The sequence below is a fragment of the Enterococcus sp. 10F3_DIV0382 genome (assembly GCF_002140245.1).
GTDB lineage: Bacteria > Bacillota > Bacilli > Lactobacillales > Enterococcaceae > Enterococcus_B > Enterococcus_B lactis.
In genome coordinates this window covers 1,512,368-1,538,043 of the sequence record NZ_NGMF01000001.1, presented here as the reverse complement: position 1 = coordinate 1,538,043, position 25,676 = coordinate 1,512,368, and the positions used below count along the sequence as shown (strand labels likewise).

Genomic DNA, 25,676 nt, shown 5'->3' with positions numbered 1-25,676 from the left:
AGATGTGTATAAGAGACAGGGATATAACTTTGTTATTTATTAGTAAAATTTTATTCTGGGTTACTTGTGCATATAAAATTATTGTTCTACATTGTTTAAAAACATGGCGTAAAAAAGATTGTTTACTGATCGTCTCATCCCTCCCATTTATTTATTTCATGATTCAGATTTGGGATGATTCAGATACTGATCCCCTTTTTTTATCCAATTATTTAGTTGGTTTAGTATTTTCGATAGTATTTTTTATTTGCATACTAATTTATCTGAATACAAAAAATTAAGTTTTCCAGCTCTTAGGGCTGGTTTTTTTTGTTTCTAGTCTATTTTTTCTGAAAAAGTTACTTGAATAAATACACTTTTTGAGAGATTATAGCCAAACTATTTTTTAAAACAGCTAAGAATTTTGCGCTAACTTAAGCGACATCACTCAGTTTATACATGGATTCTTTTGACTAATCCAAAGTTGTTTCCGACTAATCCTCTGATTCCATGGCATCCAAAACATGATTAGATGGACACCTATTCTCATATTACAAATAAAATGAGAATTGAAATGGTAGATATCATGGAGAATTTTACCAACAAAAAAACCACCGGTGACATTCCGGTGGCAAACCCATGTAAATATGGTATTTTTTTCAGTATTGTCAAATAGACCTCTTACTACTTCTTACTTTCTTCTTCGTCCATTTTCAGAACGGCCATGAAGGCTTCTTGCGGAACTTCGACGGAGCCGATTTGTTTCATCCGCTTCTTCCCTTCTTTTTGTTTCTCTAAGAGTTTACGTTTACGAGAAACATCTCCACCATAACATTTAGCCAAGACGTTTTTACGCAAGGCCTTGATGTCTGAACGGGCAACGATTTTTTGTCCAATAGCTGCTTGGATTGGCACCTCAAATTGTTGGCGTGGGATTAGTTTTTTTAGTTTTTCAACGATTGCTTTTCCACGTTCATAGGCAAAGTCTCGGTGAACGATAAAGCTTAATGCATCGACTTTTTCTCCATTCAGCAAGATGTCCATCTTCACTAACTTGCTTTTTTGATAACCAGACATTTCATAATCCAATGAGGCATAGCCTTTTGTACTTGATTTCAATTTGTCAAAAAAGTCAAAGACGATTTCAGAAAGCGGAATATTATAGACGACATTTACTCGGTAATCGTCTAAATAATCCATCGTAATGAATTCTCCACGTTTTCGTTGAGAAAGTTCCATGACTGCACCGACAAAATCATTGGGCACCATAATCTGTGCTTTGACAAATGGTTCTTCTACATCTTGGATCGTTACAGGTTCAGGAAAATCTGCCGGGTTATCAACTGTAGCAGTCGTACCATCTGTTTTATTAACATGGTAAATAACGGATGGTGCAGTCGTAATCAATTCTAGATTGAATTCTCGTTCCAAACGTTCTTGGACGACATCCATATGAAGAAGTCCTAAGAATCCGCAGCGGAACCCAAATCCCAATGCTTGAGAAGTTTCTGGTTCGAATTGTAAAGCAGCATCGTTCAATTGCAGTTTTTCTAAAGCTTCCCGCAAATCGTTGTAACGAGAAGTATCAATTGGATAAAGACCACAATAAACCATCGGATTCATTTTTCGGTAACCTGGTAAAGCTTCAGCGGCAGGATTGTCTGCTAATGTTACTGTATCCCCTACTCGAGTATCTTGGACAGTTTTGATACTTGCTGTGATATAACCAACATCACCGACCATCAAAAAGTCTCTAGCAACTGCTTTTGGCGAGAAGACCCCGACTTCTGTAACATCAAATGTTTTGCCATTACTCATCAGTTTGATTTTATCTCCGGGTTTGACCATACCGTCCGTGATCCGGACATTTAGAACAACACCGCGGTAACTATCATAAATAGAATCAAAGATCAAAGCTTTTAGCGGTGCATCTAAGTCTCCACTTGGTGCTGGAACATATTCCACAATCTGCTCGAGAATATCTTCAATTCCAATCCCTGCTTTTGCACTAGCTAATACAGCTTCACTAGCATCGATTCCGATTACGTCTTCGATTTCTTGACGGACACGTTCGGGATCTGCTGCGGGTAGGTCGATTTTATTGATGACTGGCAGGATCTCCAAATCATTGTCTAACGCTAAATAAACATTGGCCAATGTTTGTGCTTCGATTCCTTGGGCTGCATCAACCACTAAAACGGCGCCTTCACAGGCAGCAAGGCTTCGAGAGACTTCATAGGTGAAGTCGACGTGCCCTGGAGTGTCAATCAAGTGAAAGATATATGTTTCTCCGTTTTTCGCTGTGTAATTGAGTTCTACAGCATTTAATTTAATCGTGATTCCACGTTCACGTTCCAAATCCATCGAGTCTAACAGCTGATCTTGCATTTCGCGAGACGTCACAGTGTGCGTCATTTCTAAAATACGATCGGCCAATGTAGATTTTCCATGGTCGATATGAGCAATGATCGAAAAATTACGAATCTGCTCTTGGCGTTCTTTCATTTTCTTTATATCCATAGCGTCTCCTCTTTTCATATAATCAGCACTTTCCATTATACCAACGAAAAGCAGTAATTTAAAGACTTTTTAATTAGTCAGCTTTAGAAGTTTTTTTGGTAGAATTTTGCTATACTGTTATCAAGCTAATAAATGGAGATGAAAAAATGGATCAAAAAGATTTTAGAGAAAATCTTGAATTAAAACCAGTCACTCAAGAACATATCGATCAGTTCAACGAATTACTTTCCTATGTGTTCCAAGTGACTGAAGCAGATATCGAGGAAAGCGGGTTTGAGAATAAACGAGCTTTTATCCGTTCCAAAAGACCGATTTTAGAAGTATCAAAAGTGTTCGGGTGGTTTCATGAAAACAAACTAATCTCTCAAATCGCTATCTATCCTTGTGAAGTCAATATTCACGGTGCACGTTATAAAATGGGAGGCGTGACTGGAGTTGGAACTTATCCAGAATATGCGAACCACGGATTGATGCAAGATTTAATCATCGTTGCATTGGATAATATGCGCAAGAACAAGCAATGGATCTCTTATTTGTATCCTTACAGTATCCCCTATTATCGGCGCAAAGGATGGGAGATTATGTCTGATAAACTTTCCTTTAAAATCAGAGATACACAGCTACCTAAACAAGTCCCAGTAAGTGGGATGGTTGAACGATTACCAGTTGATCATCCAGATGTATTTGCCGTTTATGACAAATTTGCCCAACGAAACCATGGTGCTTTATTCCGCAGTAATTTTCATTGGGAAGAATATTGGCGTTTCGAAAATGAAGATGAGCGCACAGCCGCTGTCTACTACGATAGCAATCATGAACCAAGAGGTGTTCTATTCTACTGGGTAGCTGAAGAAATATTTCACGTAAAAGAAATGTTCTATCTTGATCAAGAAGCTCGAAATGGCTTATGGAACTTTATTTCCGCACATTTTTCCATGATTTACTGGGTACATGGAGATATTTACAAAAATGAACCCTTAGCTTTTTTGATTGAAGACAGTCAGATCAAAGAGCAGATCGAACCATATTTTATGGCTCGGATCGTTGATGTAAAAGAATTCCTACAACATTTTCCGTTTGTTGGAACAGCTGATGCTTTTCATTTCATCATTGAAGATCCTGTCGCTCCTTGGAATAATGGCATCTTCGCCTTAACATGGGATGAACAAGGACAAGTCCGTGTCTTGAATGAACCTATAGGAAAACCTGTTCGATTGAATATCCAAACATTGACATGCTTGATGATGAATTATCGACGTGCTTCTTATTTGGCAAGAATCGAACGGTTAGAAACAGATGAAGAAACACTGAAGTCACTAGAGCGTATTATTCCAAATATGGAAGCTTACTTTAGCGATTATTTTTAATAAAAAGGATGATGTTTAGATGAAAATTTATTTTGCCGCACCAATGTTTGCTAAAAGTGATTTGTTATATAACGAGCAGATAGTTAAAGAAGTCAGAGCGATCTCTTCTAAACTTTCAATTTATCTTCCTCAAGAAAATGAAGCAATCAATGACAAAACTGCTTATGCAGACAGTCGGATGATTGCTCTTGCAGATACAGAAAAAGTGCTGGAAAGCGATTTGATGATCGCTTTATTAGATGGATTGACGATTGATGCTGGCGTAGCATCAGAAATCGGTGTGGCTTATGCGAAAGGTATCCCAGTGATTGGCTTGTATACTGATACCCGGCAGCAAGGCGGAGCCCACCCGAAAAAAATCGCTGCGCTACAGGAAACAGCTGAGAATCAATTTCACTATCTGAACTTATATACAGTAGGACTGATCAAATTGAACGGAAAAGTGGTTTCTTCAGAGACTGAGTTGCTTTCAGAAGTAAAAAGATTTTTAGATGGAGGGACTTTCAGTGATTAAAGAAATCAAAAAGGTTCAAATAGCTTTACTTGCTTTTGGTGTATTCGTTGTCTGTTATAATTTTTATGAATTTATCACCCAAAAGTATTCGACTTCTCAAGGAATCACATTTATCGTGGAATCTTTATTAGGAATTGCATTGATTTTCATGCCACAAGTCATTTTGACAGTTTTCAAACTTAAAATTCCAGCAGCAATCGTTTTGTTTTACTGGTTTTTCTTATTTATCTCTGTCTTTTTAGGTACAGGGATGCATTTGATTAGTATCATCTCTTTTTGGGACAAAATCTTACATGCAGTGAGTCCAATGGTTCTGACAGCTCTTGGCTATGGATTGATTGGTTACTTGATGAAAGATGCGGAGATATCAAAAACCAGTCCTTGGTTGTTCCTCTTATTCGGCTTTGCGTTTGCTGGACTTTGCGGCGTGTTTTGGGAGTTCTGGGAATTCTTATGCGACCAGTTCTTAGGCATGAATCTTCAACGTTTTGCTGCTTCTGATGGCACACTGTTTGTTGGACGAGCAGCATTGATGGATACGATGGGCGACTTGCTGACAAATACGATAGGTGCTGCCTTGATGGGATTGTTTGCTTGGTCTCAAAGTAAAAAAGATGAGCGTTACTTTGAAAGTTATAAATTAGAAAAAGTGAAAAATACTTAATAACAAAGGTCGTGACAGAAGTGGACAGCTCAAAAAATTTCGGCTTATATCCGAAAAAGCTACTTCTGGAACACTGTTTATTTGAAAAAAAGGAGGTCTGACAGTAGTTGTGTCAGACCCCTTTTTTCTTTTATAGTCTCAATGGAAGATTAGACGATTTCTTCTAGCTCTTCTGTTTTGAAATGAAGTTGTCCATCAAGTAAAGTAATCGTTACTTTTGATTTAGGCATAACATGTCCTGCAACGATTTCTTTAGCTAATGGTGTTTCTACTTCCTTAGTGATAAATCGTTTCAATGGTCTGGCACCATATGCTGGTTCATAAGCATTTTCAGCGATCCACGTTTTGGCTTCATCACTGATTGTTAGTAGGATTTCTTGATGTTCCAGACGTTGTGCCAATTGCGCCACCATTTTGTCAACGATTCCTTTCACGTTGTCTAGGCTCAATGGTGTAAATAAAATCGTGTCGTCGATTCGGTTCAAGAATTCTGGTTTGAAGTTTCCACGTAATAGCGTGTTGACTTGTTCAGCCACTGCTTCTGGAATCGTTCCATCAGCAGTCACACCTTCCAACAGTAACTGTGAACCGATATTGCTAGTCATGATCAGAACCGTATTTTTGAAATCAACTACTCGCCCTTTTGAATCGGTTAGGCGTCCGTCATCTAGGACTTGTAACAAGATATTGAAGACATCGGGATGCGCTTTTTCGATTTCATCCAACAAGACGATTGTATAAGGATTTCGTCTGACAGCTTCCGTTAATTGTCCACCTTCTTCGTAACCTACATAGCCTGGAGGAGCTCCGACTAGACGAGACACAGCATGTTTTTCCATATATTCACTCATATCGATCCGTACCATATGATCTTCTGAGTCAAACAAGTTCTCAGCTAAAGCTTTCGCTAATTCGGTTTTTCCGACACCAGTTGGTCCTAGGAAAAGGAAAGAACCTAGAGGACGATTTGGGTCTTGCAATCCAGCCCGTGAACGAATCACCGCGTCACTGACCGCATCAACTGCTTCATCTTGACCAATCACTCGTTTGTGAAGCGTTTCATTCAATTTAATCAGTTTTTCTCGTTCGCCTTCTACAAGTTTCGTTACGGGGATACCCGTTAATCTGCCAACGACTTGAGCAATTTCATTTTCGGTAACGGACTCTTGAACCATCTTGATCTCGCTGTCTTTTGCTTTGGTTTCTAGTTCCTTCAATTCTTTTTCTAATTGAGGTATCGTACCATGGCGCAATACAGCAGCGCGTTCCAGATCATAGTTATTTTCTGCATCTTCTAATTCGTGTTTTGCTTTATCGATTTCAGCACGTTTTGCTGAAACAGAATTGACCTCTTCTTTTTCTGTTTCCCACTGCATCTTCATTGCATTTGCTTCTTCACGAAGTTCAGCTAATTCTTCTTGCAAATTTTTCAGTCGTTTTTTACTTGCATCATCTGATTCTTTTTTCAGTGCAGCTTCTTCGATTTCCAACTGCATCAAACGTCTGGTCACTTGATCTAATTCCGTTGGCATAGAGTTCATTTCTACCCGAATCGTTGCACTGGCTTCATCGATCAAATCGATTGCTTTGTCTGGTAAGAATCGATCAGTAATATAACGGTCAGATAAAGTAGCTGCTGCGACCAGTGCGTTGTCATGGATGTTAACACCATGGTGGATCTCAAAACGTTCTTTTAATCCACGCAGAATACTGATCGTATCTTCCACTGTTGGTTCTTTGACTAATACCTTTTGAAAGCGACGTTCCAACGCTTTGTCTTTTTCCATATATTGACGGTATTCATCTAAAGTTGTGGCACCGATCAAATGTAATTCACCGCGAGCAAGCATTGGTTTCAACAGATTTCCGGCATCCATACTTCCTTCTGTTTTTCCTGCTCCTACGATATTGTGAATTTCATCAATGAACAAGAGGATCCGCCCATCACTTTTTTTGACTTCTTTCAAGACCGCTTTTAGTCTTTCTTCAAATTCACCGCGGAATTTTGCTCCAGCGATCAATGCACCCATATCTAATGAAAAAATCGTTTTATCTTTTAAATTTTCAGGCACATCTTTGCGTACGATACGTTGAGCAAGTCCTTCAACGATCGCCGTTTTACCTACACCTGGTTCTCCTATCAGAACAGGATTATTTTTTGTTTTTCGTGAAAGAATACGGATGACATCACGGATTTCTTCATCACGACCGATGATTGGATCCATTTTTCCACTTTTGACTTGCTGTACTAAATCAACGCCGTATTTTTCTAATGCTTTGTATTGTTCTTCTTGGTTTTGCGAGGTCACCCTTTCTCCTCCTCTCATCTCTTCGATGTTTTTACGCAATTCTTTTTCAGATAATCCGTTTTTATTCAAATAAACAGTTAACGGATAATTTTTTAATTTCATCAACGCTAAAATAACGACTTCCGTTGAAAGAAACTCGTCGCCGAAGCTTTCACGTATTTGGTCTGCTTCATTCAATAATCGAAAGAAATTCTGGCTGAGGTTATGTCCATATTGGACGTTTCCACCAGAAACAACTGGATACTCATCCAGTAGACGATCGATTTCATGTTCAAAAGATTCGACATCCAATCCGGCATCCGTATAGAAATTTCGACCAAAATGATTAGGTTGTAAAAAGATTTTCCATACATGGGCAATGTCGATATCTTGGTGTTTTCGAGTGACCGCAATCTGTTGAGCTTCAGCAATCGCTTCTTGAAGCGTCGTAGTCATTTTCTCAATATTCATACAGGTATACCTCCTAATTAAAGGTAAGATCACTTATTTCTTTGATCTTTACACAAACTATTATATCTCTTTGGTCAATTTTGGTCAAAATATACACATGTTTTTTTGACTTTTTTTCTCGTCTTATATAAATCTTAAAAAAACAAAATTGATTGTATACATACAAAAAAAGAGCAAAACAAACGTAAAATTATCTTACCCATAACGTTTTTCTTTGATTTGATAAAAAGGGTAGATCTTATAAAAGACCTACCCTTGATTTTCTTTATTCTCTTTTTTTACTTCTATTATTTCTTCTTTGATCACTCTTCGCCGTTCAGCAATCACATACACAAATCCATAGAGAAATGGCAAGATAAAGGAACTGAAACGATACAACAAAAGCGAAGAAACTGCGTCAACTGTTCCGACAACTGGTCTAAACAATAACAAGTAGACAAATTCAAAGGAGCCAATACCAGCTGGCGTAGGAATAACCCCTGAAAGCACTACTGCAAAGCTGATAAACGAAATGGTCAGTAGAAAATCTATTTTAGGATGGTTTTCAATCAGAATCAAATAGGGAAGTACATACCAAAATACAAGTTTCAACATATTCCATAGATAAATACGCAATAGCGCAGTCCTGTCTTGGATAATGGTTTGGACCGTTTCCCTTAAAGAGTAGATCTGCTGATTACATGTATCCACCCATTTTCGCAAACGCTCACTCTTAAATAACTTATTCGATAAGCTGACAAAAAATATTTGGACATTCAGACTGATGGACATTACCAATAAAAAGGCAACAATCACGATCGTCAAAAGAATTCCAGCAATAATAAACCAGATCATTGACGGACTATTAGAATAAAAAAGAGAGAATTGGATGAGCAAGCCAGCTAACGCATAGGTAATCACTGCAAGTTTGTACATGATCATATGGAGTGCTGTCACTCCTGCTCCCTGAGACAGTTTCATTCCTTTTTTATTATAAAAATAAATTTCCGAGATCAATGTTCCTGTACCAAACGAAACGATTCGGTAAAACGCAATATAGCTAGAGGTCAAGAACCCATCTTTCGTTGTAAAATTCGGCGCGAAAGGTTCAGCAATTTCTTTGATTGAGCGCCCTTCAGCGATTTGGTAAACTGTCCCTAATATAACAGTGGCTGCCAAAACGACAACACTGGTAGACATTAATTCGGCAAAGATATCTGCAAATGATTGATTGATTAAATAATAAATAATAGCAAAAATCGCAATCAGCAAAAGCAGATTCAGAATGATTTTAATTTTCGTTCCTTTAGATGACATCTCCTGCTCCTTAATGGAAAAAATAAATGAGAATCAAATCAACAAGCACACCCGCAGTGAATCCTACGGTAAACTTTTTTTTCCTTGTTTTATGATGAAAAACTTTCCGAGAAATCAATCCTCCCAAACCACCGCCTAACAGACTGACAAATATCAAGTTATTTTCAGGTACACGCCAGCCGCCATTTCGAGCCTGATGTTTATCATATCCCATCAGACAAAATAAATAAAAATTTACAATGAATAGATAAAACCACAAAGGATTGTGCAACAATACATCCATTATTCTTCTTCCAACTTTCTATTAACTACTATTTCTAAGCTTGTTCTTCTTTTTTTGGTGAATAAACTGCTAATCCTTTTGATACAACAGATAATTCAACTGGAAGATCATCTGTCGTGTCTCCATCTGTCCGAGTGCCAACAGATTTTTCCTTTGCTTTGATTTTCATGCGTTTGGCTGTGAAATAAGTGATGCCAGGTATCGTATAGAATTTTCCTCTCATGATTCTAGGCAAATAAAAAATAAATCGGAAAATATCTAAGGAAGGTACGATCGTTACATGGAATTTTCCATCATCTGGGGTCGCTGAATCGTCGAAATTTGTAAAGCCGCCCACGGAGTTAGACATCGTGACTGTCAATAACTGAGATTTTCCTTTCCAATGCTCCTCGTCTGTTTCTAAATCCAAATGATATTTTTTCTTCTTCAGCAATAACTTAAAGAATTTCTTGATAAAAATCCACGAGCCATAACGCTGTTTTTCTTCTTGACTGATCCAAACTGCTGTATCGGCTAAGATACCGATTGTCAGTGTAGAGATAATGACTGCATCATTGACTTGGCCATAGTCTATTTTTCGGACATTTCCTTCTAGAATCACGTCAGCAGCCTCTTCTTTCTTCAATGGAATCTCAAGGACACGTGCGAGATTATTGACTGTTCCACCTGGAAGTAATCCGATATGATACTGAGATAACGTTTGCTGGAACGCTTGGACGATATGATGGATCGTTCCGTCCCCTCCTATGATCACTAGAGTATCGGCTCCTATAGCTTCTGCTTTCTTGACTAAATCCGCATGGTCAATCGACGGGCCAGTTTCAGCTAAATCTACAAATAATTCTGGTTGCTTTTCTTTTACATAATCTTGAAACCAGCGTGCTAATTTCTCCCCCTCATCTTTCCCTGAACTTTTGTTATAAAAAACTAGCAGCTTTTTCATTCTTTACCTCCTATTTACTCTTCAAAAAAGAGGGCGGGACAATCCATTCCATTGTCCTGCCCTTTAGCCTTAGACGGATGACATTCCATCATCGGACGAACGCCTTGTCATAAGCTGTTCTTTTTCGATTTTAACTCTTTGTGTTCAATTCTGCAATTTTAACAATCACATCTGTTGCTTTTTCCATTACTTGTAAAGAAACAAATTCGAATCGACCGTGCATATTTTCTCCTCCGGCAAATAGATTTGGCGTCGGAATACCCATGTAAGAGATTTTTGAACCATCTGTTCCTCCGCGGACTGGTTCGATCACTGGAGAGATCCCAAGCTCGATCATTGCTTGTTTCGCTAATTCCACGATGCTCATATCTTTTTCGATGATTTCTTTCATGTTGTAATATTGATCATACATATCTACTTTGATTCGTTCTTGATCAAATCGTTGATTCAATTCTTCTTGGATATGTGTGATTTGTGCTTTGCGTGCTTCGAATTTTTCACGATCATGATCGCGAATGATATAACTCATAGAAGCTTCTTCAGGATTCCCATTCAATGCCATCAAATGGAAGAAACCTTCGTATCCTTCTGTTTTTTCTGGAACTTCATCGGCTGGAAGCTGATTATGAAAATCAATGGCCAGCTGTAAAGCATTGATCATCGTATCTTTTGCCGTCCCTGGATGTACATTTTTCCCTTGGATCGTGATATTTGCTTGAGCAGCGCTGAATGTTTCATACTGCAATTCACCTAAAGGACCGCCGTCGACTGTATAAGCAAAATCCACATTGAATTGCTCAACATCGAATTTATTCGCTCCGACACCGATTTCTTCATCAGGTCCAAAAGCTACTTTGATGGTACCATGAGGGATAGAAGGATTATTGATCAAGATCTCCATTGCAGTCATGATTTCCGCAATCCCTGATTTGTCATCTGCTCCCAGTAAAGTACTGCCATCTGTAGTGATCAACGTGTGGCCTTCATAATTTTTCAAATTTGGGAAATCTTTTGTATTCAACGTGTAACGTTCTTCCGCATCTAGTACGATCGTAGACTCTCCATCATAGTTTTCAATGATTTGTGGATTGACTCCTACTGCATTAAAGTCTGCTGTATCCATGTGGGAAATAAATCCAATGGAACGCACTTCATGATCGACATTGCTTGGTAATGTTCCCATAACGAATCCATTGTCTTCATTATAGAAAACATCTGATAAACCTAACTCTTCTAATTCTTTTTTCAATTCTTGTGCAAAAGCAACTTGTGTCTGAGTCGATGGGGTCGTTTTGCTTGTTGCATCGGAGCGTGTTTCTGTTTTGACATACCGTAAAAAACGTGGCAAAAGATTTTCGTACATAGTATTCTCTCCTTTAATTAAATTGAAATGGGTTTGTATTCGTTTCAGAAACGAAAAAGTCAATATCCCAATTTTCTTCTTGTTTCCAAGTCTCAAATTTCTCGATGAACCGTTCCTTACATAACGATTCAATATAATGTCCGGGATCAATTGCAATCAACCCGGCGCTTTGCATATCATGAGCCGTATGATAATAGATGTCTCCGGTGATATAGACGTCTGCTCTTTGAGCGATTGCTTGCGGATAAAATTTTTCGCCGCTTCCACCGCAAATCGCAATACGCTTGATGGATGATTTTGTTTTTTGAGGCTGAACGATTCTCAGTCCTTCTAATTGGAAAACTTTTTTTACTTGTTCCACAAATGTTTCTAAGGGGATTTCTTGCGGTAATTCACCTATTCGACCTAGCCCAAACTTTTCGACTGGTTCATCAATTGCGAAAAGATCGTACGCAGGTTCTTCATAAGGATGAACCGATTGCATGGCATCAATCACTTGTTTTTCGATTGTTTCGGGCAAAATAACCTCGACTTTTGCTTCTTGGACTTGTTCTGCCTTCCCTACTTTCCCAATCGCTGGTTGTGCACCAACATTCGGAGTAAATCGACCGTGTCCAATCGAGGTAAAACTTGTACCGGTATAATCGCCTTGCGTACCAGCACCAGCTACAGCTAATGCTTCCCGCATTTTCTGTGCATGATCCACAGGTACATAAACCGCCAGTTTTTTATAATGGATTTCATGAGTCTTCACTAAATAACTCTCCACTTCAATACCAAGCAGTTCGCAAAACCAGTCATTCAGTCCGTCCCAAATAATATCCATATTCGTGTGTGCCGCATAAACGGCAATATCATGTTTCAACAGATCTGCATACATTTTTTCTTGCGGCTGATCAGTAGTCAGCCGTTTTACAGGGCGAAAGATTGGGGGATGTTTAGCAATCAGCAGATCGATTTTTTTCTCGATTGCTTCTTCGACCACTTCTGGGCGAACATCTAATGTCATCATTACCCGTTGAATCGGTTTATCTAATGTTCCAATATGCAGTCCGACTGGGTCTCCTTCTTCAGCTAGCCATTGAGGACAATAGCTCTCAAACTTTTGGATGAAGGTACGTCCGCTTATTGTCATATCTCTAAAACCTCCTCAATCATTTGGATTTCCTGTTCGATTTGTTTTTGACGTGCCTCTTGATTAGCTGCTTGTTTGAGCTGTTCACGGATAGCTTTTCTTTGTTGAAGCTCTCTTGTCCATTTTGATTTGAAGATCTCACTTTTCTCTTCGAGCAGAAATGGTCCGAACATCAGCTCCATTTCGTTGTAAGTAACTGGTTTTTGTTCTTTTTCGGCTACAATAATTTCATATATTTTTTTGTTTTCTTCAAGTATTTTTTCTGATTGGATTTTGTATTGATTTTCTTGCAGCCATGATCGTAACGTACGCTCTCCGATATTTGGCTGAAGGATCAAACGTTCTTGTCCACTTAGGCGTTGATGCAACTTGCCAGCTTCTAGGATCTCTCGGATCAGCGAACCTCCCATACCCGCGATCGTGACAGCCGTTATAGCATCTTGCGGTTGGATCGCATCTAGACCATTTGCAAGACGTACAGTGATACGGTCTTCCAATCCATCTTTTTGGACTTGCTTACGTGCTGATTCATAAGGACCTTGAACGACTTCACCTGCAACTGCATATTTGATTTTTCCTTTTAGCATCAATGCAACAGGTAAGTATGCGTGATCTGATCCAATGTCTGCTAAACGAGCAGATTCAGGAACAAATTCACCAACTGCCGCTAAGCGCTGAGATAAATCTAAATGGTTCATAGCTTCACTCCTTCTAGGTAATTATAGCATTTTCCATATAAAATAAGGAGACTAGGAATAAAAAAATTCCCAGATCTCCTTAAAAATTATACCTTTTTGTTCAATGAAATATCAATGATCGAATCTCCAGGCACTTGTGGTGGGATAGACATCGTCATGATCGGCATCTCAACTAATGTAAATTGGACTTTGTCACCGATTTTCAGTTCATCTATGTCCACGCTTATTTTTTCAGCAGTAGCATTCAAAATCACTCCGTCATTGCTGAATGATGTCCCCATATTCGCTGGATCTTCTTTGGCCATGACATCGACGAGTTTCAGTTGAATCGTTTCTTCTTCCGCTTCTACTTGAGTGATGCTTTCAATCGTTCCTACAAATATGCTTTGTCCCTCCGTTTTCGTACTGCTTGTTTTTATTGTTTGACCCGCATCAATCGAATCAAGAGAACCTGTGTTGCTGTCTGCACTACCGCATCCTGCTAAAATAAAAAATAGACCAACTACATATATACTAGAAAAAATAGCCCTCATAAAAAATCCTCCGTTTAAGTTTTTGCATTACTTGTTGCGGTGATTGTCTCCGGTCATTTCTGTCCATGTAAAGATTCGCTGACCTGCTTTTACTACTTGGTCAAATATCAGTTGGACTTATCAACTGTTCAACCATTGCGGCGGTTGCGACCAGTCATTTCGATTTCTTTTGTCAAATAACGTATGCGTTCCATTATGCGTTTTGCTTTCAGCGGCTCTTCATCTCCACGTTGAGTGACGGACAAATGCTGTTCCAATTCATCCATTGTGAAATTTGATGAGAAGAAGGTCGGTAGCTGTTCCTGCATCCGATATTGAAGGATGACGCCAAATACTTCATCCCGTATCCAACTGCTCATCGCGTCTGCACCAATATCGTCAATCATTAAAATGGGGGAACGCTTCACTGCATCTAGCTTTTCTGCCACTTGATCTTTTCCGATTGCCTGTTTCATCTCAACGGCAAACGTCGGAAAGTGGACTAATGTCGTGGTGAATCCAGCAATCGCTAGTTCTCTCGCTGTTGCTCCTAATAAGTATGTTTTTCCAATACCAAAACTCCCCACCAAATAAAGACCTTTATGATACCCTTTTGGATCTGCAGTATATTTCTCTACGAAATCTAGGGCTTCCAAGCTTGCATATCCTCGTCCATCTGTACGCTCAAAGTTTTCAAAAGATGCTGATTGAATATCTTTTGGCATATCCATTGCTTTTACTCGGCTTCTAATTTCTTCTTGTCTTTGCCGAGCTAACAATGCTTCTGTTGGTACATAAGTGACATCCACATAATGAAAATTCAACGTCAACTTCGGCTCGTATCCTGGAGCGATCATCGTTGGATCGTTTTTTTGATATTTACGCTTTTCTTGCACGAACTCATACAATTTGGCGTAGCTTTTTTCAATATCCGCTTGTGTCAGTTCTTCTTGGTGTGCACTTAGAAAAGCTTGAACATCCGTATCATTTAGGACGTCAGCAATCATTTCAGCATATTTTTCTTGATAATTACGTTTGCTGATGATCCTCTTCAATTCTTTGCCTACGTCTTCCATTAGATGTCACCCTCCTTTTTCGCCAGGTATTCTTTAAAACGGCGGTCAATCTCTGCTTTTTTCTCACTACTGATCTGTTTTTCATCTTTTGGCTGGTTGACCCAATCAGGAAGCTTTTCCCGCCGAACATTTCGCTTGCCGTTTGGATAATTTGTTTGCTTTTTTTGTTTTGATTGTTTTGCTTGATTGCTTATTTGCCGAATATGCTGAATCGCTTCTTCTGCTGTGGCGATTTTCTTTTGTGCCCATTCATTTGCCACTGTATTCACATAACTAGCATTTAAGCTAGCATTATTTTTGATCACCAACACATAATTCAGCAAAACATTGATCACACTGCTGGAAAGACCTGATTGAGAAACAAGGTCTTGCAGTAACCAAGTTTCTTGTTTAGAAACATATCCGCCTTTTTCTGACTTGATTGCTTCCAGATATTTCATCGGCGGAATGCTCTGTGCTTCTTTTATCAACTGAAGCGCTGCATTTGTCAAATGTTCGTTCGTCGGAGATTCATTGCTGTTTTCAGCAACAGCTACTGTTTCCTTTATTTGCTTCACTGGTCGTCTCTGCATTGCCAAAACAGCTTTTTGCAGCTCCTTCATGGATACTTTTTGTTCACTAAAATCATAAGATTGACTGATGAGTTCACCAAGAGTTAGTTCATCGAATCCATAAAGCTGATGATACATGTCGACTTGTTTGATGATTGAATCATCAAGAACAGTCATATGTTTTTTTGCCAGCCAATCATTCAAAAATTGCCAATCGAATGTCGAATCTGTTTCAAGTAATGCTACTGGCTCAGATTCTTCAAAAGATTTATTCAGTGATTCGATGTTTTCTTGATTAGCAGCGTATACTGCTTCATTGAAGCGATAAACATCTAAAAATTTTTTTGTGATTTTTTGATATCCCTCTGTTGTATGCCTTTTAGGTTCAAACAACTGGGTAAGCTTCTGGAATCGTCGTTCACCAACTTTTTCCAAAAGAAGAAATGCCAGAACAGAATCTTTGAAAAATGCTTTAGGAATGAGTGGCTCTAACAACTCATAAATAAAACGAGGCCCCAGATCGCTATCTTCTTTAAAATAAACATCCAGTAAGCCGATTCCTTCCAGCTTTTTTCTTGCATCATAAAATTGAGGGATCCCGCAGCCTAGACTACTGAGTAAATCTGCATGCATCCCTTCAGGACCTTCACCAGATTCTTGCGAGATCTCTGATAACAGAGTGAAATAGATACTCAAGGCTTCTCCGCCGATCAGTGGCTGATAAAGATACAGCAACGCGTTCTTGCTGTCTTCCCTCAGCGGAGCTTCTTTTCTTCCTTGGTAAATATTTTTTGGTTGAAGCTCTTTCCAAGCATTTTCCAAGGAAATGCCTCCTTTTTGTTTCTTAATTGTTTTCTTTATTATTCTCTTTATTATTCTCTTTATTATTCTCTTTATTATTTTCTTTTGCTTTATCCACGATATCTTGCAGCTCTTTTAAGAAAACAGACATATCTTTGAACTGGCGATAAACACTGGCAAAACGGATATACGCGATTTCATCTAAATCGACTAAATCCTCCATCACATATTCACCAATCAGATTCGTTGATACTTCGTTTTCCCCAAGACTGCGTACGCGGTTTTCGACATGGTTGACGATTTGTTCCATTTGCTCCATAGCTACAGGTCTTTTTTCTGCTGAGCGGATGAGTCCTCTTAAAATTTTATCGCGATTGAATTCTTCGCGTTCCCCGTTTTTCTTGATGACTAATAACGGAGCAGCTTCAATTCGTTCAAAAGTAGTGAATCGGAACGAACAATTCTCACATTCGCGACGGCGACGGATCGCACGTCCATCATCTGCTTGACGGCTGTCGATTACTCGTGAATTATTATGTTGACATCTGGGACATCTCATTTTGTCTCACCTCTTGCATCGCATTTTTATATAAAGGATGTGTCTTTCTTTACAACTAGTTGTATTATAACACGAAACAAATCACAAACGCGACTGTCCTACCCAAAAAAACACGGATATAAGAACAATTTTTTCTATTTTCATGCGTAATTATGTCCCCTGTCCTAATTCAATTTCAATTTTCCAGTACTGATGACCTTGATTGCTGAGAAATGACTCGCCCAAAAGCTGATTTAGTCGGCTAGCACAAAAAACTTGAAGCAGATGAACATCTTATCATCTGCTTCAAGTCACATCTCTATTTCTTATTGTTTTATAACTTCTCTTCGATTCCTGTATAGTGTTTCATTCGTTGTTCCTCGATTTTTTGTTCATCAGGAATGTGTTCACTTTCTGGGAGCGGTGTCTTACTACGATCAGGTACCGGATTTTTTCGTTCTTGAGTCAAATCTTGCTGTTTCGCTTCTTTTTCTGCCTGCTGGTCTTCTATTTCATCGATTCTTGCTTGGTACTGCTTTTCTTTCTCTTCTGCTGTTTCTGATTGCGTACGACCTTCATCGATTAGATTTTCTTTATTGAGTATTTCGCCGATTTTTTCTTTTGCGTTACCTACGACTTTATCCTTTTGGTTTTTAAATGATCCCATCGCTATCCCTCGCTTTCTATATACTCAGGATAGCAAACTTGACACAGATACTCAAAGAAAGCGATTAGCTGAAAGCCAATTTTCGATTTGTTCCACAAGTTCCTCTTTTGTTCCGTTGTTGTCAAACAAAATATCCGCACGTTGCTTTTTTTCTTCGATTGGAAGTTGACTGCTAATTCTCTGCTGTGCTTGTTCTAGTGTTAGTTGATTACGTTTCATCAAGCGTCTGAGTTGAATATCTGGCGTGGTATAAACGACAGCTACTGCATCCATATAGTGGTCATAATGACCTTCATAGAGCAATGGGATATCTACAATTACTAAAGGATGATGGGAACTTAGATAGGCGATTTGATCTTTTATCGCTTTTCGGATAAACGGATCTAATAGCTGATCAAGTTTTTGTCGTTTCTCCTTTGATGGAAAAACAATCATCCCAAGTTTCCCTCGATCTAGCTGACCATCAGACTGCAATATCTCTTGGCCAAACACGGACACAACCTTCCTCAGAGCAAGCGTTCCAGGCTCAACAGTTTCTCTAGCAATCACGTCACCATCGATCAAAGGAAATCCATGAGACTGAAAGACTTTGGCTGCCGTACTTTTGCCAGTAGCTATTCCGCCCGTCAAACCTAAAACAAAGCCTACTTTTCGATTTTCAGCCTTTGACAATTCGGACAATAGTGAGTCCCCCTTTGTGCCACTTTTATTTTCACGATCGGTGTCCCACAACGTATACATGGTTTGCCAGTTTGCTGATAGACATGCAGTGCGACTTGGAATCCGCCTGATTCTCCTAATGCATTCAAATAGCTGCGAATCGTGGTACCTCCGGCTTCTATTGCACGATTCAAAACATCAATGATCGATAGACGTAATTGTTCTATCTCTTTTGGACGTAATGTATTCGCCGGTTGTTCTGGATGAATCTTCGCTTCCCATAATGCTTCGTCTACATAAATATTACCTAGTCCCGTTACTAGACGTTGATCTAGCAGTAAAGGCTTGATTGCTTTGTGCGATTTTTTCAGTCCAACTGCAAAATCTGCTAATAAAAAGCTGTCAGGCAATGGCTCAGGTCCTAATTTCATGATTCCTCGGTAAGTTGCACTTGCTCCTTTTTCGACAATTGTCATACGACCAAATTTTCGTACATCGTTGTAGCGAAGTTGGCTCCCGTCCTCAAAAAAGAAAAGTACATGCGTATGTTTATCGATTGGTGTATTTTCTTTCGTGAATTGATATTTTCCTTCCATTCGCAAGTGTGAGATCAGTTCATAATGATCGAGATGAAAAATCAAAAACTTCCCTCTACGTCCAATGGATTGGATGGTTTCGCCAACAAGAGAAGCCTCAAAGATGGGCGTCTCTGGTTGCTCAATGATCTTGGGCCACAAGACCTGCACTTTCTGAATCGTTTTTCCTACTACTAACCGTTCCAATCCTTTACGAACGGTTTCTACTTCTGGTAATTCTGGCATTTTTTCTTTTCACCTTCATTATATTGCTCTGTCTTAAACAATGTTTATTTTGCTTCGTACCACGTTTTTCCCCAACTGCTGTCAGTGATCAGTGGTACATGGAGAGAAACAGCTTGTTCCATAACTTCCTTCACCAATTTATCTAATGATTCAAGTTCTTTTTCAGGTACCTCGAAGACAAGTTCATCATGAACTTGTAACAGCATCGTAGCTTGAAGACCTGTTTCTTTTAATCGTTTATCCAATTCAATCATCGCGATTTTCAAAATATCAGCAGCACTTCCTTGAATTGGTGTATTGATAGCTGTTCGTTCCGCAAAAGAACGGATATTGTAATTTCTTGAATTGATGTCTGGCAAATATCGTCGGCGGTGATACAGCGTTTCGACGTAGCCTTGATCTTTTGCTTCGCGTACGATTCTTTCCATATATTCTTTGACACCTGGGTATTTTTCAAAGTACGTATCGATGTATTGCTGTGCTGCTTTTCGGCTGATGCCTAAATTTTGTGAAAGTCCGTAATCAGAGATGCCATACACGATACCAAAATTCACTGCTTTTGCCTGCCGACGCATATTTGGTGTGACATCCTCTGCCTTTTCGATTCCAAATACGCGCATCGCTGTGCTGGCATGGATATCTTGACCTTCTAGGAAGGCAGCTTTCAAATGTTCATCATTTGAGATATGCGCAAGTACGCGTAACTCGATTTGTGAATAGTCAGAAGAATAAATCAACCAGTCTTTTTCTCTCGGAACAAATGCCTGACGTATCTTTCTCCCTTCATCTAATCGAATCGGGATGTTCTGCAAATTAGGATCAACAGAGCTTAATCGTCCTGTTTGGGTCAATGTCTGGACATAACGGGTATGCACTTTTCCATCTGATTGGATCACTTTCAGCAGTCCCTCGACATAGGTAGATTGAATTTTTGCGATTTGACGATAGGTTAGGATATCCTCTACGATTGGTGCTTGTTCACGAAGCTGTTCCAGTACATCTACGGCTGTGGAGTACCCAGTTTTTGTTTTTTTGATAACGGGTAATCCCATTTTTTCAAATAAGATCACTCCTAATTGCTTTGGTGAATTCAAATTGAATTCTTCGCCGGCTTCTTCGTAGATTTTTTGTTCGATCTCTCTTAAGCGAGCAGAAAACTCGCCCTTCATTTCTTGTAAGCGAGTCGCATCTACTTTGATCCCGCTTATTTCCATCTCTGCCAAAATGATAGACAATGGCAGTTCCATTTTCCGGAAAAGATCTTCTTGGTTTTTATCTGCCAGTTCTTGGCTCAATTTTGGTGTTAACGCATTGATTGCAGCTACTTTTCGCGCTAAATGAGCAAAAAAGAGTTCCTCTTCTTCTGGTAAACCTTTTTTCGCCCCTTTGCCGTATACAGTTTCATCTGATTGGATATCGTTGTATCCGTAATGTGCAGCTATTCCTTCGATATCTGTGCTTTTTTCATTCGTATCGAGAAGGTATGCACCTAGCAAGACATCAAAATCGATTCCTTTCGTTTTTCCAGTATAGCGATTTAAAGCAACATAAGTTCGTTTCGCATCATATACTTTTTTCAATCGGTTCGGATCAGTGATCCAAGAATGGAACGCTTGGTTTTCGAATACAGACAGATCATTCGTGACATAGATTTTCTTTTCTGTCCCCCACGCTACTCCGACGATTTCCTCTGTATGGTAATTGTCGCCCATCATTTCCACGTACAGTGCCATATCCGTAGTAAACATTTCCTCTTTAAATTCATGCACGACTTCAAATAAAATATCATCCATTTTTACTTCTTCTTCAACGATATTCAGTTTAGAAAGGAACTGATTGAAATCCATTTCTTTATAAAATGGAACGAGTTTATCGAGATTTTTCCCTTCATACTTCAATGAGTCGATAGAGACCTCCACAGGGGCTGAAGTATTGATGGTCGCCAATTTCTTCGATAAGAACGCTTGCTCTTTGTCATTTATCAGATTTTCTTTCATTTTGCTTTGCTTCATTTCATCAATATGCTCATAGATTCCTTCGACTGAGCCATATTGTTTCAATAGCTTGATAGCTGTTTTTTCACCGATTTTAGTCACACCTGGGATATTGTCAGAGGCATCTCCGGCTAGTCCCTTCATGTCAATAATCTGTTTTGGTATCAATCCATCATATTTTTCCGCCACATGTTCTGGTGTATAACTTTCGATATCGCTGACACCTTTTACAGTGATATCCACTTTTACTTCTTTACTAGCTAATTGAGTCAAATCCCGATCACCGGAAAGTACGACGACATCAAATTGATTTTTATCTACTTTTTCTGCCAAAGTACCGATAATATCATCCGCTTCATAATTGGGCAATTCGTAATACTGTACACCTAATCCCGTCAACAAATCACGGATATATGGCATTTGTTCTTTGAATTCGCCTGGTGTTTTAGATCTTCCTCCTTTGTACTCCGCATACATTTCTGTCCGAAAGGTCGTTTTTCCTGCATCGAACGCAACCAGAACATGCGTCGGTTGCTCTTTTTGCATAACATTTTCAAACATCGTATTGAATGCATAGATTGCATTTGTATGAAGACCGTTTCTGTTTTTGAAACGTTCAAGGGAATTGTGCAGCGCAAAGAATGCGCGAAAAGCCACACTGTTCCCATCAACGAGTAATAATTTATTTTTTGTCATCTTCTTAACTCCTTACTGTAAAGTTCTTATTCATTCTAACAAAGAATCATGCGGAATGCGAAAAGAAAAAGCGGGACCATACCAAATATTTTGGTATAGCCCCAACTGATCAATTTTTTCCTTTTTAGTTGTTCCGTCCAAAGATTCTTAAAAACGCCAAGAACAAGTTGATAAAGTCTAAATACAGCTTCAATGCCATAAATACAGCAATGCCACTATGTGCTGTTCCATTTGTCTGGACATAGATATTACGAATGCTTTGGTTATCATAAGCTGTGATCCCTGCAAAGATGACGACTAAAAGCAGTGAGATGAACAGCTCAACTGCGCTACTTCTCAAAATGAAGATGTTCAAGACTAGTGCAATGATCACTCCGATCAAAGCAGCCTGTCCTGCTCTTCCGACCCCGCTAAGATCTCGTTTTGTTGTCACTCCGACAACAGACATCCCCATGAACATCAAGGTAGCTGTCAAGAAAGCTTGTGTTACTGTTCCAATATCGTAGAATGCAAGAGTAACTGCTAATGTTACGCCATTCAAAAGAGAGTAGGCAATGAATCCACCGATCGCTAAGCTCGGATTCTTTTGTGCTTTTACGCCTAGAACCATTACCAAAATCAGTTCAACGATCCACAGACCCATAAAGCCTAATGGAAAGTTATTGATAAAAGTTGCTAGTTGTAAAGGAAATACCCAAAGAGCCAAGTAAGAAGTGACTGCACTAAGGGCAAGCCCCATACCTAAAAAACCATAAACTTTTGCATAAAAACGATTGATGCCTGACATTGATGTACTTGGATTATTCATTTAATTCACCTTCACTTTCGATTGCTATTTCCAATTCAGGAACTTGTGGCGGTTGGACCATAACAACAGCATCCAACACACGATCTTCGTTCGTGTTTTCCGCTTCTACAGAAATCGTCACCACGTCCTTCATCTTATCTACTTTTATGACCTCAAACTGAAAAGTCAGTGTTTCATAATGGAAAACCGGTTCAATAAAATTGACAGAAAAATTGACAACATGTGATCCTGGTCCAGGAAGATGCTTTGAAATTGCACTTGTGATGATCCCCATCAGCATCACTGATGGAACGATTGGCTGATGATATTCTGTTTTTTGTGCAAAGTCATGTTGGATATACAAAGGATTTGCATCATTCGTCAATCCCAAATACAGCAAAAGCTGGTTATCTTCAATAGATTCTGTTAAAGATAACGAGTCGCCTTCCTCGATTTCATTTATTGTTTTTCCTAGTTTTCTCGGCTTACCTATGTTCAAGATAGAAACCCTCCAGTTTATTTTTAATCATACATTATTGTACCAAAAGCAGCGCAAAAGGCAAGTTCTGCTCCTTTGATTTAACAGATTCCTATAGTTTAAAGAGGTCGTGAAAAAGCTGTCCTGCATCAAGTAATAAGAACAGCCAAGAAAAAACAGCTTCTCATGTTTTTGATTTGGTTGGGCTTATTGCCGCAGATGCAAGCTTTTGAACGCCGTTTATCAAAAGTTGTAAAAAAGGGAGCATGACAAGAATTTTGCCACTCTCCCTCTTTCTATTTTTATAAGGACACTGCAGTAATTGTATTACAGTACATTTTTCGTCGTGCTGCTTAAAAGTTTTTCATACGCTTGTTCAAATTTTTGAACATCTCCAGCACCCATGAAGATTACTACTGCATCATGATAATCTAATAATGGAGATACATTATTTTCTTTGATGACTTCTCCACCTTTTTTGATTTTCGCTCCAAGGTCTTCGATCTTAACGTTTCCTTGTTCTTCCCGAGCCGAACCAAAAATATCGCATAAGTAAACTTTATCAGCTAAATCAAGTGCTTCTGCAAATTCATCCATCAATGCAATCGTACGCGTAAACGTATGAGGTTGGAAAACTGCAATTATTTCTTTATCTGGATATTTTTGGCGTGCGCCATCAATGGTTGCTTTGATTTCTGCAGGGTGATGCGCATAATCATCGACTACGGTCATGTCTGCTACGATTTTTTCACTGAATCGACGTTTTACTCCTGGGAAAGTCAGCATTTCTTCCGCAACTTCTTTCAGATCCAGATTTTCGAAATACGCGACTGCAATAACACCTAAAGCATTTAAAATATTGTGTTTGCCGAATGCCGGTACAGTGAAATGTCCAACAAATTCATCCCCATGATAGACATCAAAAGCAGAACCGGATGTTGTACGTTCGATGTTTCGTGCTTGGATATCATCATTTTCTGTGACACCATAATAATAAATCGGCACATCTGCTTCTAATTTGCGTAAATAAGCGTCGTCACCGTACGCAAAAATAGCTTTTTTCACTTGTCCAGCCATTGTTTGGAAAGCTGTAAATACATCGTCGATACTTGTATAATAATCCGGATGATCAAAATCGATGTTTGTCATGATCGCATAGTCTGGTGAATAGGCAAGGAAATGACGGCGATATTCACAGGCTTCAAATGAAAAGAATTCCGCTTGCGGATCACCATGCCCTGTTCCGTCTCCAATTAGATAACTTGTTGGACGAACACCACTCAATACATGAGAGAGCAGACCAGTCGTACTTGTTTTTCCGTGAGAACCGGTTACAGCGATACTCGTATAGTTTTGGATAAAATGACCAATAAAGTCGTGATAGCGAATCACTTCCAAACCTAATTCTTTTGCTCGCTGGATTTCTTCATGTGAATCAGGAAATGCATTTCCTGCAATAATCGTCATACCTGGTTTTACATTGTCTGCGTTAAATGGCAGAATCGTGATATTTGCTTTTTCTAAATCTCTTTGTGTAAAGAAATATTTTTCAATGTCTGATCCTTGGACATTTAAACCTTGTTCATGTAAAACAAGAGCCAAGGAGCTCATTCCTGAACCTTTGATACCAACAAAATGATACAATTTATTTTGATTTTCCATTTGAATCCTCTTCTCTTATCTAGCGTCCATTCTTTTAGCTATTACATTCAACACGCTCCTCATTATCTTATAAACGATTGAAAATTTCAACCAAATTTATTTAGAAAGGAGGATTCGCCTGCTAAAAAGGTCATGTACGGGAAAAATCCGTTTTTATTGACTGTTTGATTCTTGTATAAGAAGACCAAACTTCTTCTGATATATCAATATGAGGAATAAAATCTTTTCCTTTCGGACCATAGCCATTCTCATCGTCGTGGAGTCGCTCCATTTCTCCTAACACCAGTGCATAGAAATATTCCTTCGGCCATTGATGGTTCAGTTCTTTTACTGTAAAGACGATCTCCTCAGAAAAGTGAAGGATTTCCGGCACAAATGGCACAGCATTTGCGAAAACAGTTTGTTCATTTTGCCATACTTTCTCAAAAGTTGCTCGAGTCCTGCGTTGCAGTGTCGGATCATTCATCAATAGGACTTTTTCTGGTACAGCATCTAAGGAATGAAGAATCTCCAGTGAAAAAGTGGCGTTCTCTCCAGAATTTGTAGACTTCGATTCTATCAGGAAAGCCTTATCGGGCAAATCATAGACTTCTTTTAGATACTGACGACAGATTTCACTTTCACTCATGCCTTCTTCAAAATGAAATCCTTGCTTTTCAAAATTCTCATAAAGGATCCTAGTCGCATGACCCACCCCGCCGACCAAAAACAAACGTTCTACTTGACCATTTACATACATTTGTGCTGCTTTATCAGCTAAGATAGGAAGACCGTTTCCAGCTAAAATAAGTGTAGGTGCCGACAATTTCTCAAAATCTTTCTCATCAGGTGCGGCTAAAAAGGCTAATAACTGATTCCAGTCTTTTAGATTTCTCTGCTCGTTTTTTTCCAAAAACTCTTCATCCTTTCATT

23 protein-coding genes are annotated in these 25,676 nt (G+C 39.0%); 3 read left to right on the top strand and 20 right to left on the bottom strand.

From position 1 onward, the window contains the following. Positions 1 to 663 precede the first annotated feature (663 nt). Entirely contained in the window at positions 664 to 2,499 is a 1,836-nt protein-coding gene (gene lepA / locus A5849_RS07750; RefSeq protein WP_002291945.1) for a translation elongation factor 4, read from the bottom strand. A gap of 146 nt (positions 2,500 to 2,645) precedes the next feature. Here lepA and eis point away from each other — a divergent pair, with 146 nt between their 5' ends. Genes eis through A5849_RS07735 form a run of 3 tightly spaced genes read left to right on the top strand, consistent with a single transcriptional unit; the run spans position 2,646 to position 5,044 of the window. Then, positions 2,646 to 3,866 carry an enhanced intracellular survival protein Eis gene (eis, locus tag A5849_RS07745; RefSeq protein ID WP_002291948.1) on the top strand — a complete coding sequence of 407 codons (1,221 nt, stop codon included), beginning with the start codon at positions 2,646 to 2,648 and terminating at the stop codon, positions 3,864 to 3,866. 19 nt (positions 3,867 to 3,885) lie between these two features. Then, positions 3,886 to 4,380: a nucleoside 2-deoxyribosyltransferase gene (locus tag A5849_RS07740; protein WP_002291949.1), complete on the top strand. Its 495-nt coding sequence runs from the start codon at positions 3,886 to 3,888 to the stop codon at positions 4,378 to 4,380. Continuing rightward, complete coding sequence (locus A5849_RS07735) at positions 4,358 to 5,044, top strand: hypothetical protein (protein ID WP_002316308.1); 687 nt, start codon at positions 4,358 to 4,360, stop codon at positions 5,042 to 5,044. The genes A5849_RS07740 and A5849_RS07735 overlap by 23 nt, the downstream gene beginning before the upstream one ends. A 149-nt stretch (positions 5,045 to 5,193) precedes the next feature. Here the strand turns inward: A5849_RS07735 and clpB are convergent, their stop codons facing one another. From clpB to A5849_RS07640, 19 genes are all read right to left on the bottom strand, one after another. Further along, positions 5,194 to 7,803 carry an ATP-dependent chaperone ClpB gene (gene clpB, locus A5849_RS07730; RefSeq protein WP_002345143.1) on the bottom strand — a complete coding sequence of 870 codons (2,610 nt, stop codon included), beginning with the start codon at positions 7,801 to 7,803 and terminating at the stop codon, positions 5,194 to 5,196. A gap of 249 nt (positions 7,804 to 8,052) precedes the next feature. After that, positions 8,053 to 9,099, bottom strand: coding sequence for a lysylphosphatidylglycerol synthase transmembrane domain-containing protein (locus tag A5849_RS07725; protein WP_002306568.1), 1,047 nt, complete (start codon positions 9,097 to 9,099; stop codon positions 8,053 to 8,055). 10 nt (positions 9,100 to 9,109) lie between these two features. Continuing rightward, positions 9,110 to 9,382, bottom strand: coding sequence for a DUF1294 domain-containing protein (locus A5849_RS07720; RefSeq protein ID WP_002306567.1), 273 nt, complete (start codon positions 9,380 to 9,382; stop codon positions 9,110 to 9,112). Positions 9,383 to 9,416: 34 nt separating this feature from the next. Beyond that, entirely contained in the window at positions 9,417 to 10,325 is a 909-nt protein-coding gene (locus A5849_RS07715) for a diacylglycerol kinase family protein (protein ID WP_002291955.1), read from the bottom strand. 130 nt (positions 10,326 to 10,455) lie between these two features. Next, entirely contained in the window at positions 10,456 to 11,688 is a 1,233-nt protein-coding gene (gene pepT / locus A5849_RS07710) for a peptidase T (protein WP_086310029.1), read from the bottom strand. Positions 11,689 to 11,701: 13 nt separating this feature from the next. Then, positions 11,702 to 12,823 (bottom strand): Nif3-like dinuclear metal center hexameric protein, encoded by a 1,122-nt coding sequence (locus tag A5849_RS07705; RefSeq protein ID WP_002309063.1) that lies wholly within the window; start codon positions 12,821 to 12,823, stop codon positions 11,702 to 11,704. After that, complete coding sequence (locus tag A5849_RS07700) at positions 12,820 to 13,521, bottom strand: tRNA (adenine(22)-N(1))-methyltransferase TrmK (protein ID WP_002309061.1); 702 nt, start codon at positions 13,519 to 13,521, stop codon at positions 12,820 to 12,822. Before A5849_RS07700 ends, A5849_RS07705 begins: the two co-directional genes overlap by 4 nt. 86 nt (positions 13,522 to 13,607) lie before the next feature. Next, positions 13,608 to 14,054: a hypothetical protein gene (locus A5849_RS07695; RefSeq protein ID WP_086310028.1), complete on the bottom strand. Its 447-nt coding sequence runs from the start codon at positions 14,052 to 14,054 to the stop codon at positions 13,608 to 13,610. Positions 14,055 to 14,182: 128 nt separating this feature from the next. Next, positions 14,183 to 15,109 carry a primosomal protein DnaI gene (dnaI, locus tag A5849_RS07690; RefSeq protein ID WP_002306563.1) on the bottom strand — a complete coding sequence of 309 codons (927 nt, stop codon included), beginning with the start codon at positions 15,107 to 15,109 and terminating at the stop codon, positions 14,183 to 14,185. Next, positions 15,109 to 16,482, bottom strand: a complete 1,374-nt coding sequence (locus A5849_RS07685; RefSeq protein WP_002291965.1) for a replication initiation and membrane attachment family protein — start codon at positions 16,480 to 16,482, stop codon at positions 15,109 to 15,111. Before A5849_RS07685 ends, dnaI begins: the two co-directional genes overlap by 1 nt. Positions 16,483 to 16,504: 22 nt before the next feature. Then, positions 16,505 to 17,020, bottom strand: coding sequence for a transcriptional regulator NrdR (nrdR, locus tag A5849_RS07680; protein WP_002324940.1), 516 nt, complete (start codon positions 17,018 to 17,020; stop codon positions 16,505 to 16,507). 313 nt (positions 17,021 to 17,333) lie between these two features. Further along, entirely contained in the window at positions 17,334 to 17,666 is a 333-nt protein-coding gene (locus A5849_RS07675) for a hypothetical protein (RefSeq protein WP_002291968.1), read from the bottom strand. 51 nt (positions 17,667 to 17,717) lie between these two features. After that, positions 17,718 to 18,347: a dephospho-CoA kinase gene (gene coaE / locus A5849_RS07670; RefSeq protein ID WP_002291970.1), complete on the bottom strand. Its 630-nt coding sequence runs from the start codon at positions 18,345 to 18,347 to the stop codon at positions 17,718 to 17,720. Beyond that, entirely contained in the window at positions 18,311 to 19,147 is an 837-nt protein-coding gene (gene mutM, locus A5849_RS07665; protein ID WP_002345145.1) for a DNA-formamidopyrimidine glycosylase, read from the bottom strand. Before mutM ends, coaE begins: the two co-directional genes overlap by 37 nt. Positions 19,148 to 19,191: 44 nt before the next feature. Continuing rightward, a complete protein-coding gene (polA, locus tag A5849_RS07660; protein WP_002309058.1) occupies positions 19,192 to 21,837 on the bottom strand; it encodes a DNA polymerase I in 2,646 nt (881 codons plus the stop codon). 124 nt (positions 21,838 to 21,961) lie between these two features. Next, a complete protein-coding gene (locus A5849_RS07655) occupies positions 21,962 to 22,645 on the bottom strand; it encodes a Bax inhibitor-1/YccA family protein (RefSeq protein WP_002306560.1) in 684 nt (227 codons plus the stop codon). Continuing rightward, positions 22,638 to 23,123, bottom strand: coding sequence for a MaoC/PaaZ C-terminal domain-containing protein (locus tag A5849_RS07650; RefSeq protein ID WP_002291977.1), 486 nt, complete (start codon positions 23,121 to 23,123; stop codon positions 22,638 to 22,640). The genes A5849_RS07655 and A5849_RS07650 overlap by 8 nt, the downstream gene beginning before the upstream one ends. A gap of 306 nt (positions 23,124 to 23,429) precedes the next feature. Next, complete coding sequence (gene murC, locus A5849_RS07645) at positions 23,430 to 24,764, bottom strand: UDP-N-acetylmuramate--L-alanine ligase (RefSeq protein ID WP_002313703.1); 1,335 nt, start codon at positions 24,762 to 24,764, stop codon at positions 23,430 to 23,432. A gap of 130 nt (positions 24,765 to 24,894) precedes the next feature. Further along, positions 24,895 to 25,656 carry a YdcF family protein gene (locus tag A5849_RS07640; protein ID WP_002336444.1) on the bottom strand — a complete coding sequence of 254 codons (762 nt, stop codon included), beginning with the start codon at positions 25,654 to 25,656 and terminating at the stop codon, positions 24,895 to 24,897. Positions 25,657 to 25,676 lie beyond the last annotated feature (20 nt).

Coding starts and splice junctions, on each gene's coding strand:
- lepA (WP_002291945.1), bottom strand. CDS start 2,499: ATGGATATAAAGAAAATGAAAGAACGCCAAGAGCAGATTCGTAATTTT.
- eis (WP_002291948.1), top strand. CDS start 2,646: ATGGATCAAAAAGATTTTAGAGAAAATCTTGAATTAAAACCAGTCACT.
- A5849_RS07740 (WP_002291949.1), top strand. CDS start 3,886: ATGAAAATTTATTTTGCCGCACCAATGTTTGCTAAAAGTGATTTGTTA.
- A5849_RS07735 (WP_002316308.1), top strand. CDS start 4,358: ATGGAGGGACTTTCAGTGATTAAAGAAATCAAAAAGGTTCAAATAGCT.
- clpB (WP_002345143.1), bottom strand. CDS start 7,803: ATGAATATTGAGAAAATGACTACGACGCTTCAAGAAGCGATTGCTGAA.
- A5849_RS07725 (WP_002306568.1), bottom strand. CDS start 9,099: ATGTCATCTAAAGGAACGAAAATTAAAATCATTCTGAATCTGCTTTTG.
- A5849_RS07720 (WP_002306567.1), bottom strand. CDS start 9,382: ATGGATGTATTGTTGCACAATCCTTTGTGGTTTTATCTATTCATTGTA.
- A5849_RS07715 (WP_002291955.1), bottom strand. CDS start 10,325: ATGAAAAAGCTGCTAGTTTTTTATAACAAAAGTTCAGGGAAAGATGAG.
- pepT (WP_086310029.1), bottom strand. CDS start 11,688: ATGTACGAAAATCTTTTGCCACGTTTTTTACGGTATGTCAAAACAGAA.
- A5849_RS07705 (WP_002309063.1), bottom strand. CDS start 12,823: ATGACAATAAGCGGACGTACCTTCATCCAAAAGTTTGAGAGCTATTGT.
- A5849_RS07700 (WP_002309061.1), bottom strand. CDS start 13,521: ATGAACCATTTAGATTTATCTCAGCGCTTAGCGGCAGTTGGTGAATTT.
- A5849_RS07695 (WP_086310028.1), bottom strand. CDS start 14,054: ATGAGGGCTATTTTTTCTAGTATATATGTAGTTGGTCTATTTTTTATT.
- dnaI (WP_002306563.1), bottom strand. CDS start 15,109: ATGGAAGACGTAGGCAAAGAATTGAAGAGGATCATCAGCAAACGTAAT.
- nrdR (WP_002324940.1), bottom strand. CDS start 17,020: ATGAGATGTCCCAGATGTCAACATAATAATTCACGAGTAATCGACAGC.
- A5849_RS07675 (WP_002291968.1), bottom strand. CDS start 17,666: ATGGGATCATTTAAAAACCAAAAGGATAAAGTCGTAGGTAACGCAAAA.
- mutM (WP_002345145.1), bottom strand. CDS start 19,147: ATGCCAGAATTACCAGAAGTAGAAACCGTTCGTAAAGGATTGGAACGG.
- polA (WP_002309058.1), bottom strand. CDS start 21,837: ATGACAAAAAATAAATTATTACTCGTTGATGGGAACAGTGTGGCTTTT.
- A5849_RS07655 (WP_002306560.1), bottom strand. CDS start 22,645: ATGAATAATCCAAGTACATCAATGTCAGGCATCAATCGTTTTTATGCA.
- murC (WP_002313703.1), bottom strand. CDS start 24,764: ATGGAAAATCAAAATAAATTGTATCATTTTGTTGGTATCAAAGGTTCA.